The sequence below is a fragment of the Pseudomonas sp. NPDC087639 genome (assembly GCF_044743385.1).
In the GTDB taxonomy this organism is placed as follows: Bacteria; Pseudomonadota; Gammaproteobacteria; order Pseudomonadales; family Pseudomonadaceae; genus Aquipseudomonas.
Genome location: NZ_JBIUWI010000017.1, coordinates 1 through 14,125 on the forward strand (window position 1 = coordinate 1; position 14,125 = coordinate 14,125).

The window sequence follows — 14,125 nt, forward strand, 5'->3', positions numbered from 1 at the left end:
CGCAAGCCCTGATCCTGGCGCCAACCCGAGAGTTGGCGCTGCAAGTAGCAACCGCTTTTGAAACCTACGCCAAGCAAATGCCAGGCGTTACCGTTGTGGCCGTTTACGGCGGCGCGCCGATGGGCCCGCAACTGAAAGCAATCCGTAATGGCGCGCAGATCGTTGTCGCTACCCCGGGTCGTCTGTGTGACCACCTGCGTCGCGACGAGAAAGTGCTGTCGACCGTGAACCACCTGGTTCTCGACGAAGCTGACGAAATGTTGAAGCTGGGCTTCATGGATGACCTGGAAGTCATCTTCAAGGCTCTGCCAGCGACCCGTCAGACCGTTCTGTTCTCGGCTACCCTGCCGCAGTCGATCCGCGCCATTGCCGAACGCCACCTGCGCGATCCGCAACACGTCAAGATCCAGACCAAGACCCAGACCGTTACCGCGATCGAACAGGCTCACCTGTTGGTTCACGCTGACCAGAAGACTTCGGCCGTTCTCAGCTTGCTGGAAGTGGAAGACTTCGACGCTCTGATCTTGTTCGTGCGCACCAAGCAAGCGACTCTGGATCTGGCCAGTGCCCTGGACGCCAAAGGCTACAAAGCCGCTGCGCTGAACGGTGACATCGCCCAGAACCAGCGTGAGCGCGTGATCGACTCGCTCAAGGATGGCCGTCTGGACATCGTTGTTGCGACCGACGTTGCTGCTCGTGGTCTGGACGTTCCGCGCATCACCCACGTTTTCAACGTGGACATGCCGTACGATCCGGAATCCTACGTTCACCGTATCGGCCGTACCGGCCGTGCCGGTCGCGAAGGTCGTGCGCTGCTGCTGGTGACTCCGCGTGAGCGCCGCATGCTGCAAGTGATCGAGCGTGTAACCGGTCAGAAAGTGGCTGAAGTTCGTCTGCCGGACGCTCAGGCTGTTCTCGATGCGCGCATCAAGAAACTGACCAACAGCCTGTCGCCGCTGGTCGCTGATGCCGAATCGACTCACGGTGAACTGCTCGATCGTCTGACCGCGGACATCGGCTGCACCCCGCGTGCTCTGGCTGCTGCTCTGCTGCGCAAGGCCACTAACGGTCAAGCGCTGAACCTGGCTGCAATCGAGAAGGAACGTCCACTGGTGCCGAACAACGCACCGCGTGGCGACCGTCCTGAGCGTACCGGTGATCGTCCGGATCGTGGTGACCGCGAGCGTCGTGCGCCAATGCCTTTGGGTGAAGGCCGTGCTCGTTGCCGTACCGCGCTGGGTGCGCGTGACGGTATCGCCGCCAAGAACCTGCTGGGCGCCATCCTCAACGAAGGTGGTCTGGCCCGTGAAGCGATCGGTCGCATTCAGGTGCGTGACAGCTTCAGCCTCGTTGAGCTGCCGGAAGATGGTCTGGACAAACTCCTGACCAAGCTGAAGGACACTCGCGTTGCTGGTAAGCAGCTGAAACTGCGTCGCTATCGCGAAGATTGATCCGCCCTTGGGCTGATTGATCGAACATAAAAAATCCCCGACTGGTTCGGGGATTTTTTTTGCCTGTTTGAAAGATCAAAAGATCGCAGGGTAGGAGCTGCTGAAGGCTGCGATCTTTTGATTTTGCCTTTGCCGAAGCGGTAAATATCCATACCCAGCGCACCCATGGTGAATCCCTTATGCGCCACACTGAATTCACCCCCGGCACCCCGGGCAAAGTACAACGGCAACAAATGCTCATCACTCGGATGGCTGCGCACCGCGTTCGGTGCCTGCTGGCGGTAGTCATGCAGCGCCGCTTCATCATCGGTCGCAAGCTTTTCGATCACCCAGTCACGGAAGTCTTTTGCCCACGGCTCCACGCTTTCCGGACCGGCATGCCAGTCCAGCTCGCGCAGGTTGTGGGTGATGCTGCCCGAGCCGATCAACAAAATCCCTTGTTCACGCAAGCCTGCCAACGCACGACCAACACGGGTTTGCAGCGCTGGACCGCCGCGACTCGGCAGCGAAACCTGCACCACCGGAATGTCCGCTTGCGGGTACATCAGCGACAGCGGCACCCACACGCCGTGGTCGAACGGCCGTTGCGGATCGAGGCGTGCCGGCAGGTCGTTGGCGCTCAGCAACTCGGCGACTTCGGCAGCCAATTGCGGATTGCCCGGCGCCGGGTACTGCACTTCAAACAACGCCCGAGGGAAGCCGCCGAAGTCATGCCAGGTCTCGGGCTGCAGATGGCTGCTGACCAGCAATTCGTGGCTCTCCCAATGTGCGGAGACGATCACGATAGCTTTAGGTCGGGGCAGTTCAGCGGCCAGTCGGGCTAGCGCCGGGCCACTCGCGCCGGGCTCCAGCGCAAGCATGGGTGAACCATGGGAAATAAACAGGCTGGGAAACATGATGGGTTCCTGAGCGTTAAGATGGCTCATCATCAGTCACATCATTGATCTAAATCTAATATAAGTTTTAACGCTTTTTGATCGAATTTTTAGGGGGATTCATGCAGCCTGAGTTTTGGCACAAGAAGTGGGCTTCGGACCAGATCGGTTTTCATTTGTCTGAGGTGAACCCGCATCTACAGCGACACTGGCCTGACCTCCCGATTCCTGCGCAGGCGCGGGTGTTGGTTCCGTTGTGTGGGAAAAGTCTGGATTTGCTGTGGTTGGCTGAGCGTGGCCATCAGGTGCTCGGGATTGAGTTGTCGGAAAAGGCCATTGAGGCCTTTTTCAGTGAGCAACATGTACAGCCGCAGGTTAGCGAGAAAGACGGGTTCAAGGTCTATCGCGCCGACTCCATTGAATTGTGGTGCGGTGATGTCTTCACGCTCACGGCAGAGGATGTGGCTGATTGCACGGCGCTGTACGACCGGGCAGCGCTGATAGCCCTGCCGCCGCCGATGCGTGAGCGCTATGTGGCGCATCTTCAGCAGATCCTGCCGCAGGGAGTGCAAGGGTTGCTGATTACGCTGGATTACGATCAGGCGCAGATGCCCGGGCCGCCGTTTGCAGTGGTGGATGATGAGGTGCAGCGGTTGCTGGGCGGTGCTTGGCAGGTGCGGGTGCTGGAAGAGCAGGATGTGCTGAGTGAGAGCGGGAAGTTTCTGCAGGCCGGGGTGACGCGGTTGGCGGAGCGGGTTTACCGTATTTCGCCTCGTTAGTTTGTGTTGGCTGTTCCGGCCTCATCGTTGGCAAGCCAGCAATCAGGCCAGTGGGAACAACCCATTACTCTAAGCAAAAAAAAGGCCCGCATCACTGCGGGCCTTCTTGTTTTTACGCCAGTCTGATCAACCGCGACGACGCAATGCGTCGATACGCTCTTCCAGCGGCGGGTGGCTCATGAACATGCGGGCGAAGCCCTGTTTGATGCCACCGTTGATGCCAAAGGCGTTCAGGGTGTCCGGCATGTGCACCGGCAGACCCTGCTCGGCGCGCAGGCGTTGCAGGGCGCCGATCATTGCGCTGGTGCCAGCCAGACGCGCACCGGCTTCGTCTGCGCGGAATTCGCGTTTGCGCGAGAACCACATGACGATCGCGCTGGCCAGAATACCCAGTACCAGCTCGGCGAAGATGGTTGCCACGTAGTAGGCAATGCCCTGGCCTTCTTCGTTCTTGAAGATCACCTTGTCGACGAAGTTGCCGATGATCCGCGCGAAAAACATCACGAAGGTGTTCACCACGCCCTGGATCAGCGCCAGGGTGACCATGTCACCGTTGGCGACGTGGCCGATTTCGTGGGCCAGCACGGCTTTCACTTCATCGGGCGAAAACCGTTCGAGCAGGCCCTGGCTGACTGCGACCAATGCGTCGTTCTTGTTCCAGCCCGTGGCGAACGCGTTCGCTTCGTAGGCCGGGAAAATACCGACTTCGGGCATCTTGATCCCGGCTTCGCGGGACAATTGCTCAACGGTTTGCAGCAGCCATTGCTCATGCCGGGTACGTGGCTGGCTGATGATCTGGGTACCGGTGCTCATCTTCGCCATCCACTTGGAGATGAATAGCGAGAACAGCGAGCCGGCGAAACCAAAGACCGCACAGAAAACCAGCAGCTGACTAAGGTCGAGATCAACCCCGTTGGCCGCCATGAACCCGTTGAAGCCGAAAAGGCTCAGGGTGATGCTGGCTATCAGCACGACCGCCAGGTTAGTGGCCAAAAACAGCAGGATGCGCATCATGGTTGTAGAAATCTCCTCAAGCTAAAGATGTAGCGTACTGCGGGGTATATAAGGTGCGGCACCCGGCTATTCAACTGGGTGACTATTTCAAACTGTGTCCTACAGCAGTTTCCTCGGCGCGCGACCTGTTTCCCACGACAGACACCGACACGGACGACGGGCAGTCGCGACCCGTCGCCATTGCGTCAGACGCAGGTAACCGGTACGAAACGCAAGTGTAGAAGGCGTGTGGATGTGGGTAATGCAGAAGTGTTGCTGAATCAGACAGTGCGCAACGTTTGGGTCGTTGCGCACTGCTGGCCAGTTACTGGCGGTATGACTTGATAAAGCTGCCGATACGGCCAATCGCCATTTCCAGATCATCGACGCGGGGCAGTGTGACGACGCGGAAGTGATCCGGCCACGGCCAGTTGAACGCTGTACCTTGCACCACCAGCAGCTTTTCGGAGAGCAGCAGGTCGAGGACGAATTTTTCGTCGTTGTGGATCGGACAGACCTTCGGGTCGATCCGTGGGAAGGCGTACAGCGCACCCATTGGCTTGACGCAGCTCACGCCGGGAATGTCGTTGAGCAGCTCCCAGGTGCGGTTGCGCTGCTCCAGCAGGCGACCCTGCGGCAACACCAGATCGTTGATGCTCTGATAGCCGCCCAGTGCGGTCTGAATGGCATGCTGGCTCGGCACGTTGGCGCACAGGCGCATGTTGGCCAGCATGTCGATGCCTTCGATGTAGCTCTGGGCATTGTGCTTCGGCCCGGAAATCGCGATCCAGCCGGAGCGGAAACCGGCCACGCGATAGGATTTGGAAAGACCGTTGAAGGTCAGGCACAGCAGGTCCGGAGCCAGCGAGGCGGTGCAGATGTGCACGGCGTCGTCGTACAGAATCTTGTCGTAGATTTCGTCGGAGAACACCACCAGATTGTGCTGACGGGCCAGCTCGAGCATGCCCAGCAACACTTCTTTTGAATACACCGCGCCAGTCGGGTTGTTCGGGTTGATGATCACCATGGCCTTGGTGTTCGGGGTGATCTTGGCCTTGATGTCGGCCAGGTCCGGGAACCAGTCGGCGCCTTCGTCGCACAGGTAATGCACGGCGTTGCCGCCGGCCAGACTGACGGCGGCGGTCCATAGCGGGTAGTCCGGCGCTGGCACCAGCACTTCGTCACCGTTGTTGAGCAGTGCCTGCAAGGACATCACGATCAGCTCGGACACGCCGTTGCCCAGGTAGATGTCTTCGATACCGACACCTTCTACCTGCTTTTGCTGGTAGTACTGCATCACGGCCTTGCGCGCGCTGAACAGACCTTTGGAGTCGCTGTAGCCTTGCGCGGTCGGCAGGTTGCGGATCACATCCTGAAGGATTTCGTCCGGCGCTTCGAAACCAAACGGCGCCGGGTTGCCGATGTTCAGCTTGAGGATGCGCTGGCCTTCCTCCTCCAGACGTTTGGCGTGCTTTAGCACCGGGCCGCGAATGTCGTAGCAGACGTTGGCGAGCTTGTTCGATTTGCTGAACTGCATGGCGATGTGATCCCGAAAATGAACGATCCAGGCGGCGGATGGACAACCGTACTGGGATTCCTGCGTCTTCACACAGGCGGACGTCTGAGCCGTGGCTCCGAGAATCCGTTTGAATGCGCCCGGTCTGGCTGCCAGACTGGCGCGTGACGAGGCGCAATCATACGTGCCGCCCGATCCGTGGAAAAGGTACAGATCGGGCTTTTTCAGCCGCTGAGGTGTGATGATGGAAAAGTTGGAAAAAACCCTGGAAGAGTGGAAAGCCATGCTCGATCCGCAGCAGTACGAGGTTTGTCGCCTCAGTGCGACCGAGCGACCGTTCTCCGGCAAATACAACGCCACCAAAACCGACGGTGTTTATCACTGCGTGTGCTGCAACGAGGCACTGTTCGATTCCAATACCAAATTCGATTCCGGCTGCGGCTGGCCGAGCTTTTACGCGCCGATCGGTGAAAGCGCCATGACCGAGATTCGCGACATCAGCCACGGCATGATTCGTACCGAAGTCAAATGCGCCCGTTGTGACGCGCACCTGGGGCACGTGTTCCCGGATGGCCCGCCACCGACCGGTTTGCGTTACTGCATCAACTCGGTGTGCCTGGATCTGGTGCCCCGCGAGTAGGTGATCGGGTGGCCCGAGGGTCGCCTTTCTGATAATTAAATTGCACGCAATTTAATTGCTCGCTATGTTTGGTCTTTCCCGATGATCTGAGGAGCCCGTCTCATGAGCGACAACTTGCTGAATATCCCGTGCACCACCATCAAGGGTGAGCAAAAGACCCTGGCCGATTTCGCCGGCAAAGCCGTGCTGGTGGTCAATACCGCGAGCAAGTGCGGTTTCACTCCGCAATACAAAGGTCTGGAAGCGCTGTGGCAGACCTACAAGGATCAAGGCCTGGTGGTGCTGGGCTTTCCGTGCAACCAGTTCGGCAAGCAGGAGCCGGGCAACGAGGGTGCAATCAGTGAGTTCTGCGAATTGAATTTCGGTGTCAGCTTCCCGCTGTTCAAGAAGATCGAAGTCAATGGCGCCGGAGCCCATCCGCTGTTTGTGCAATTGAAGAAGCGCGCTCCCGGCGTACTGGGCTCGCAAGGCATCAAGTGGAACTTCACCAAATTTCTGATCGGCAAGGATGGCCAGTTGGTCAAGCGCTTCGCTCCGGCCACCAAGCCGCAGGATCTGAGTCGCGAGATCGAAGCCCTGCTCAAATGAACAACCTGCCCGTTGATTCGCTGAAGCTCGACAGTCAGTTGTGCTTCAAGTTGTATGCCGCGTCCCGGGCGGTGATTCGCGGCTATAAGCCGATGCTTGATCAGCTTGGCCTGACGTATCCGCAGTATCTGGCGATGCTGGTGTTGTGGGAATGGCAGGAGTGCGGGCCGGAGCAACCGACCGTCAAGGCTTTGGGTGAGCGTCTGACGCTGGATTCCGGAACGCTGACGCCATTGCTCAAGCGTCTGGAGCATTTGCAACTGGTTCAGCGTCAGCGCTCGGTGCGCGATGAACGTGAAGTGCATTTGAGTCTGACGCCAGAAGGGCAATTGCTGCGCGAACAGGTCGGGCCACTCAAGGCCCGCCTGCTGTGCGACAGCGGGGTCGATCTGGACCGACTCAACGCATTGCGCGACGGTCTCGATCAGTTACTGGGGCAGATCAAGGCGCTGTCGTAGTCCGGATCCACTGATCCAGCAGCGCCGCCAGTTCTTCTCGGCGAAACGGCTTGGCCAGATAGTCGCTCATGCCCGCGGCCCGGCAGCGTTCGCGTTCTTCAGACATGGCATTGGCCGTCAGGGCAACGATTGGCAGGTCCGGCCATCGCCCGCTCTGGCGGATCTGCCGGCTCGCCTCGTAGCCGTCCATGACCGGCATGTTGCAGTCCATCAACACCAGATCGAAGGCCTGATATTCCAGTTGATCCAGTGCTTCGGCGCCATGGGCGGCGACGATGACATCACAGCCGAGTTTGCCGAGCATGCCTTTGGCGACCAGTTGATTGACCGGGTTGTCTTCGACCAGCAGCACCCGACCGCGTCGTATGGATGGCAAAGTTTCCAGCTGTGCGTCGCTGATAGTGGCGACGTCCGGTTGCAGGGTCCGTCGCAGGTTCTGGTAGAGCGCGTTACGCGCCAGCGGTCGTGCCTGCTGTTGCAGTGGGGCGAGGGCTGCCGCCTCTTCGCTGGGCAGAAAACTGCCATAGGCCGTTACCAGCAGAATGGGCGCGCCGAGTGTAGGACGCAGCCCGAACAGACACTCCGGACAGTCGGTAATCACCACGTCCGGCGTCACGCCCAACAGTGAGTCGTCGAGGGTGCGTTGCTCATACTCAAGCCCCCAGACCGGCAGCAAGCTTCTTAACAACTCGGCCAGGCCACTGCTGGCCGGGGTGATGGCGAGGACTTTGCCCTGCAGAGGCGCCGGAGCCAGCGCGCGCGTATGGCAGGGCAGTGGCAGTTCGGCGCAGAACTGACTGCCGAAACCGGTCTCTGAACTGATGGTCAGGCGCCCCCGCATCGCTTCGCATAGGTTGTACGTCAGCGCCAGCCCCAGTCCTGTGCCGCCGTACTGACGGGTGATACCTGCGCCCGCCTGAGTGAACGGCTGGAAGATTCTCACCTGGGCTTCCTGTGCGATGCCGATACCGGTGTCGCAGACTTCGATACGCACGCCATCCTGGTAGGCCGACAAGCGCACATCGACCCGACCGAAGCGAGTGAATTTCAGCGCGTTGGACAGCAGGTTGCTGACGATCTGTCGGACCCGGGTCGGATCCCCCAGTACCAGCGCCGGAAAATGCGGATCGATCAGGCAGGTCAGCTCGACGCTCGGCGCCGCGTTTTGCGAGAGCAGGTTGGCGGTGTCTTCGATCAATGAGCCGAGATCGAACGGAATGTGTTCAAGCTCCAGTTGCCCGGCATCGAACTTTGACAGGTCGAGAATATCGTTGAGCAACTCCACCAGCACTTTTCCCGAGTCGTGGGCGATCGACAGTTGTTGCTGCTGCTCGGCGTTCAGTGGCCCGTCGAGCGACAACGCGATCATCCCCAGCAGTCCGTTGAGCGGCGTGCGGATCTCATGGCTCATGTTGGCGAGGAACGCCGAGCGGGCTTCGGCCATTTCCAGTGCCGTGCTGCGGGCGACTTCGAGTTCCTCATTGGACTGGCTGAGCCGCGCGTTGATGGCCTTGAGTTCGGCGGTTCGCGCCGAGACGATGGTTTCCAGTTGGCCGAGGTAGTCGGTCAGACGGTTTTCCGCGTTGCGCCGCTGCTGGATCTCGGTGGCGATGTTCTCGAATTGCTGATTGGCGACTTTGACCAGCACGCCGATTTCATCGTTGGCGTGTCCGGCCGGACACTCCAGCGTGGTCGCTTCGGCGCTGCGCGGATCGCGCCCGCTGAGTTCGCGGATCACCCGCACCAGCGGTTTGGTGAGCATCACGTAGAACAGCGCCAACAGGAGCCCGGTCAGGATCAGGCTGCGGGCGAACCCGTTGAGCAGGGTGATCTCGGCCCGGCGCAGGAAGCGGCTGCCGAAGGCATAGGTATCCACTTCCAGGCTCAAGACACCCAGCGATTCGTTGGGTAGATGGTCCAGATACAGGCGATCTTCGAACTGGCGTTTGGCACCGAACAGGAAGTCGCTGATCATTCGATAGCTGCTTTGCAGCTCAGGGCGTTTGACGCTGGCCAGCACGGTATTGTTGTTGTCGGTCAACTGCGCCGAAATGATTGCCGGTGAACGCAACAGGCCCAGGGTGAGTTCCTGAGCCAGTTCGGCATCGATGTTGTAGGCGATACGTGATGCCGGGTTATGGCTGATTTCCAGCAAAGACAGGATTTCACGGTTGATGGAGGCGTCTTCGCTGGCATAATCGATGCCGATTTGCAGCAGGCTGAGCAGCGTGCCCAGAATGAACCCGACCAGCACAGTAAGCCTGGCTTGTTTGTACGACAGCCGGTGGGTGAATTTGATATCCATGGGGTGTTGAACCACTTCCGTTTCCCTTCGCTGCTCAAGCATAGTCGATCATGTATCGATACCGAGGTTCCCGAATCGCCTTGTAACAAGGCACGGGGCGGGAATTTTGATCCGCGAGTCGTCGCTGGATCGCCATCATCACTGTGAACGTGCCCGAGGAGAAGATGTGGATTCCCGATTGAATGCTTTTCTTGAACGTGCCGAGTCGGTTCTGGCGCGGATCGAACCGTTGTTGCCGGCGCCGCGCCCGGTGATCGACTGGGGCACTTGCCTGGCCGCGCGCTGGCAGCGTGACGGCCGCAGCGGATATTTGCTGCCGCTGGAAGTCAGCCTTGATATGCGTTTGTCCGACCTGATCGGTGTTGACCGGCAACTGGAACAACTGGGGCGCAATACCCAGCAATTTCTTGATGGCATGCCGGCCAACCATGCGCTGCTCTGGGGCTCGCGTGGGACCGGAAAGTCCTCGCTGGTAAGGGCGTTGCTCGCTGAACACGCCGAGTCGGGCCTGCGTTTGATCGAGATCGAGCGCGACCATCTGGCCGACTTGCCGCGGGTGGTCGAGCAGATCGGCAAACTGCCGCAACGTTTTGTGTTGTTTTGCGATGACTTGTCGTTCGAATCCGGTGAGGGCGATTACCGCGTGCTCAAAAGCGTGCTCGACGGCTCGCTGGAACAGGCGCCGGACAACGTCTTGCTGTACGCCACTTCCAACCGTCGCCACCTGGTGCCGGAGAAGGAAAGCGACAACGAAAACTGGAAACGCGTCGACGGCGAACTGCACCCCAGCGAAGCGGTGGAAGACAAGATCGCGCTGTCGGACCGTTTTGGTCTTTGGTTGTCGTTTTATCCGTTTACTCAAGAACACTTCCTCAACGTCGTCGAACACTGGATCGGCCAACTGGCCGCCAAGGCTGGTCTGAGCTGGCAGCGCGACGAAGAGCTGGAAATTCTCGCCGTGCGTTGGGCCACCGGCCGCGGTAATCGCAACGGACGTTGCGCATACCAATTCGCCCGTTACTGGGTGGGACTGAAATTGTTGGAGCACAAGCCATGATTGATTTGCAACAAAGCGGCCAAGGCCTCGAAGGCTATGGCATGTTGGCTGCACAACTGGAATCGCTGCTGGCGGACGAGCGCGATTTTATCGCCAACGCCGCGCAGTTCTCGGCATTCCTGTTCAACCAGCTCGATGACCTGAACTGGGCCGGTTTTTACCTCAATCGCAACGAAGAGCTGGTACTCGGCCCGTTCCAGGGCCAGATCGCTTGCGTACGCATTCCGTTTGGGCGCGGCGTGTGTGGCGCGGCGGCGGCCAGCCTGCAGACGCAGCGGGTTGAAGATGTGCATGCGTTTCCCGGCCATATCGCCTGCGACAGCGCCTCGAACAGTGAGTTGGTGGTGCCGTTGGTCAAAGAGGGTCGCCTGATCGGCGTGCTCGATCTCGACAGCCCGAAGCTCGCCCGTTTCGGTGCACAGGACCAGGCAGGAATCGAGCAACTGGCGGCGATTTTCCTGCGTCTGACCGACTGCTGATCACGCGCCAAGGCCAGCCTTGTGCAACAGGCTGGCCGTGTCCACGGCATCGATCTGCCGAGGATCGAGAAAGCGCTCGGCGTACTGCATATACACGCCGTCGTTGATGAACAATCCAAACAACTGCGCATCGATGTGCGCCTCGCGGCACATGGTCGCCATGATTCCCAATGCCTCGCTCAATGACTTGGCTTTCTTGTACGGGCGATCGGCAGCGGTCAGCGCCTCAAAAATATCGGCGATCGCCATCATCCGTGCCGGCAGGCTCATTTCTTCGCGCTTCAGGCGTTTGGGGTAGCCGGTGCCGTCCATTTTTTCATGATGCCCACCAGCGATTTCGGCAATGCTGTCGAGGTGGCCGGGGAAGGGCAGGTGACTGAGCATCATGATCGTCTGCACCATGTGGTGATTGATGATGTAGCGCTCTTCGCGGGTCAGTGTGCCGCGGGCGATGCTCAGGTTGTACAACTCGCCGCGATTGTATTTGTGGCGCGGCACATCCAGCTTGAAGCCCCACGGATTGTCTTCAGGGATTAACTCGTTTTTATCGCGATCGAGCAAATGTTCTGGCTTGTCCGCCAGCAGCTTTTCACTGACCGGCAAGTTTGGCGCAGGGGTTCGGGCCTGACGCTTGTTTTCTTCCCACGACACGCCCAGGCGGTCGTCCAGCGTGCGCAGCCAGGTGCGTTGGGACAGATCATTCAGACGTTGCAAATCTGCCTCGGCCATCGCTTCGCTGCCCAGGTTGCAACGGGCGACAAAGGCAAAGTCTGCGTCCAGTGCGCACAAGGTCTGCTCGCGCATTTCGGCCAGCGTCGCTTCGTCTCCACCCAGGGCCAGCGCCTGCCAGTAATTGATCCAGGCATCGCGCTTGAGCACTTCGAAACGGGTTCGGATCTCGTGGATGCGATCGTTGATGGTTTCCAGTTTGGTGGCTTTGTCGACCACGTATTCCGGCGTCGTGACCTTGCCGCAGTCGTGCAGCCACGCGGCAATGTGCAAGGCTTCCCATTCGTCCTCGCTGGGCTGATAAGTGCTGAAGGCGGGCGCCTGACTCGCTGCCGCGGCTTGAGCGAGCATCAGCGTCAGTTCCGGTACGCGTTGGCAATGTCCGCCGGTATACGGGCTCTTGGCGTCGATGGCCCCGGCGAGCAACTGAATGAAGGCATCGAGCAATTGCTTCTGTCTGGCTTGCAGGCGCTGGCTCTCGATGCTCACCGCCGCAGCGCCGGACACCGCTTGCAAGAAGGCGATACGGTCGGGGCGCAGTTTTTCCAGATCGGCCGGGGTGCCGCTGTCGTTGATCAACAGGATCAAAAGGCCGATGGTTTCGTTGTGGCGGTTGCGCAGACGGATACCGATGAGATGGATCCTCGGCGCTGCCATTGCCAGCAGCACTTTCTGCAAATCCCCGGCGTTTTCGAAACCTAAGTTGCTCACCACGTTGTCGGCGCTGACCAGTTGTTCAAACCACGCCGGACCCGCGCGCTCTTGCAGGTCGTGGCCCTGAATGTCGAACGCCTCCAGTGCTTGTGGCGCGCCATCGATTACCAGACCGTAAGGCTCCATGCGACTGCCGTCGTGTTCACGCAGATAAATCAGCCCTGCCTGAGCCTGGGCGATCTGCACCGTTTCAAACAGCACCCGTTGCAGCAGCGGTGCGAATCGGGTTTCGGCACACAGGCTGTCGGTGATCCGGAAGAAGCTCGCCAAGGTGTCTTTCATCCGCGCCATCGACACGCTCAACTGGTCGACTTCCAGCACCGGCGAGCGTCGAGCCAGCGGAAAATTGAAGTCGAAACTGCGAATCGCATCGGCTTCCTTGACCAGCGCGTGCAAGGGCTTGACCAGAATTCGTGAGATCAGCCAGCCCAGTGGCAGGCACAGCAGCAAGGTGGCGAGGGTGATCAGCGCACCTTGCCAGCGCATGTGATAGGCATCGGCCAGCAATTCGTCTTCCGGCACTAGCAACGCCAGCTGCAAACCTTTCGGACCGCCTTCCTGAATGCTGCTGCGGGCGACAATCCATTGCCGGCCATCGGCATTCAGACGATTGCCGGTGTGCTCAGCGGACAGCAGCCTATTGAGGCTCGGACTCAAGTCAGCCACTTTGGCCAGGTGTGCGGTGCTGTCATTAACGATCAGTCGGCTACTGTCGGGGTAGGCCACGGCGTTGCCGTCGGAATCGAACAGGGCGATTTCGGTGGACGGTGTGACGACATGTTTACGCAAGGTGGCAGACAGGGCTACCAGCGTCAGATCGGCGCCAATGACCGCGTTTTCGCCACTGCGTCGGGCCAGCGTAGTGCCGACGTTGTGGGTTGAGAAAAAGACGTAGGGCTCTGTGGTGATTTGTTCGGTTTGCTGGCGGGCATTGATGTACCAGGCGCGGTCGCGCGGATCGTAGGGATCCCGGGGATTGTCCTGCCGGCTGATCGGCGTCAATGCCTGATCGAAGAACAGTGACTGCGAGCGCACTTCGCCGCGCGGGTCATGCTCGATGCTCCAGACCTGATACGCCGCCGCTTCGGGGGCGCTGAGCAGTGTTTTCAGGGCCGCGTTGCGTAGCGGGCGCACCATGAAGAAATCGCCGTTGGCATAACCCAGATACAGCGAAGCGAGGTTCGGGTTGTCCGTGAGGGACTGGCTGAACGGCCTGAGCAGCGGCAATCGTTGTTCAAGCCCCGAAGCCCGGGTAGCGGGATTGTCCGCCAGCAGGCTCAGCAGGTGACGGATCGGCTGATAGGTGGCAGACATGTCCAGGCGCACTTCCTGCTCGATCCGATCGAACAGTTTCTCGCTACTCGACAGGATGATCTGCGTCGTCTGGCGATAGTTGAACAGCCCCAGCACCACGCCTGTGAGCAACAGGAGAAACGTGAACATGACACTGATGTGTACGTGCAGCGGAAACCGGCGTTGCTCCGGGTGCAGTGGGCTGGGCATTTCGGGTTCTCCATGATGGTTAACTCACTGCTCAGCGC

11 protein-coding genes and 1 pseudogene are annotated in these 14,125 nt (G+C 59.6%); 7 read left to right on the plus strand and 5 right to left on the minus strand.

The annotated features are described in order from the left end of the window. The coding region (locus ACIOVB_RS09660; protein WP_401267113.1) for a DEAD/DEAH box helicase at positions 1-1,451 on the plus strand (1,451 nt) is incomplete at its 5' end. A 131-nt stretch (positions 1,452-1,582) separates the two neighbouring features. Here the strand turns inward: ACIOVB_RS09660 and ACIOVB_RS09665 are convergent. After that, positions 1,583-2,347: pseudogene (locus ACIOVB_RS09665) on the minus strand (DODA-type extradiol aromatic ring-opening family dioxygenase); the annotation flags it as partial. Positions 2,348-2,448: 101 nt separating this feature from the next. Here ACIOVB_RS09665 and ACIOVB_RS09670 point away from each other — a divergent pair. Then, the gene (locus ACIOVB_RS09670; RefSeq protein WP_401267226.1) at positions 2,449-3,105 is read left to right on the plus strand and encodes a thiopurine S-methyltransferase; all 657 of its coding nucleotides are present in this window, start codon (positions 2,449-2,451) and stop codon (positions 3,103-3,105) included. 126 nt (positions 3,106-3,231) lie between these two features. On the opposite strand, the gene htpX is transcribed toward ACIOVB_RS09670, so the two are convergent. Together htpX and ACIOVB_RS09680 are read right to left on the minus strand one after the other, a co-directional pair. Further along, the gene (htpX, locus tag ACIOVB_RS09675; protein WP_007908619.1) at positions 3,232-4,119 is read right to left on the minus strand and encodes a protease HtpX; all 888 of its coding nucleotides are present in this window, start codon (positions 4,117-4,119) and stop codon (positions 3,232-3,234) included. A 304-nt stretch (positions 4,120-4,423) separates the two neighbouring features. Continuing rightward, positions 4,424-5,635, minus strand: a complete 1,212-nt coding sequence (locus ACIOVB_RS09680) for a pyridoxal phosphate-dependent aminotransferase (RefSeq protein WP_401267115.1) — start codon at positions 5,633-5,635, stop codon at positions 4,424-4,426. 223 nt (positions 5,636-5,858) lie between these two features. On the opposite strand from ACIOVB_RS09680, the gene msrB reads away from it, so the two are divergent. The 3 genes from msrB (at position 5,859) to ACIOVB_RS09695 (ending at position 7,300) form a co-directional block, all read left to right on the plus strand. Further along, a complete protein-coding gene (msrB, locus tag ACIOVB_RS09685; RefSeq protein WP_401267118.1) occupies positions 5,859-6,254 on the plus strand; it encodes a peptide-methionine (R)-S-oxide reductase MsrB in 396 nt (131 codons plus the stop codon). 102 nt (positions 6,255-6,356) lie between these two features. After that, entirely contained in the window at positions 6,357-6,842 is a 486-nt protein-coding gene (locus ACIOVB_RS09690) for a glutathione peroxidase (protein ID WP_187679568.1), read from the plus strand. Next, a complete protein-coding gene (locus tag ACIOVB_RS09695) occupies positions 6,839-7,300 on the plus strand; it encodes a MarR family winged helix-turn-helix transcriptional regulator (RefSeq protein ID WP_401267122.1) in 462 nt (153 codons plus the stop codon). The genes ACIOVB_RS09690 and ACIOVB_RS09695 overlap by 4 nt, the downstream gene beginning before the upstream one ends. Here ACIOVB_RS09695 and ACIOVB_RS09700 read toward each other — a convergent pair. Next, complete coding sequence (locus ACIOVB_RS09700) at positions 7,284-9,605, minus strand: response regulator (protein WP_401267124.1); 2,322 nt, start codon at positions 9,603-9,605, stop codon at positions 7,284-7,286. The genes ACIOVB_RS09695 and ACIOVB_RS09700 overlap by 17 nt on opposite strands. Positions 9,606-9,771: 166 nt before the next feature. Between ACIOVB_RS09700 and ACIOVB_RS09705 the strand changes: the two genes are divergently transcribed. Continuing rightward, entirely contained in the window at positions 9,772-10,662 is an 891-nt protein-coding gene (locus ACIOVB_RS09705) for an ATP-binding protein (RefSeq protein WP_401267127.1), read from the plus strand. Next, the gene (locus ACIOVB_RS09710) at positions 10,659-11,141 is read left to right on the plus strand and encodes a GAF domain-containing protein (protein ID WP_187679564.1); all 483 of its coding nucleotides are present in this window, start codon (positions 10,659-10,661) and stop codon (positions 11,139-11,141) included. The genes ACIOVB_RS09705 and ACIOVB_RS09710 overlap by 4 nt, the downstream gene beginning before the upstream one ends. On the opposite strand, the gene ACIOVB_RS09715 is transcribed toward ACIOVB_RS09710, so the two are convergent. Then, a complete protein-coding gene (locus tag ACIOVB_RS09715) occupies positions 11,142-14,087 on the minus strand; it encodes an HD domain-containing phosphohydrolase (RefSeq protein ID WP_401267129.1) in 2,946 nt (981 codons plus the stop codon). It abuts the gene before it with no gap. Positions 14,088-14,125: the final 38 nt, after the last annotated feature.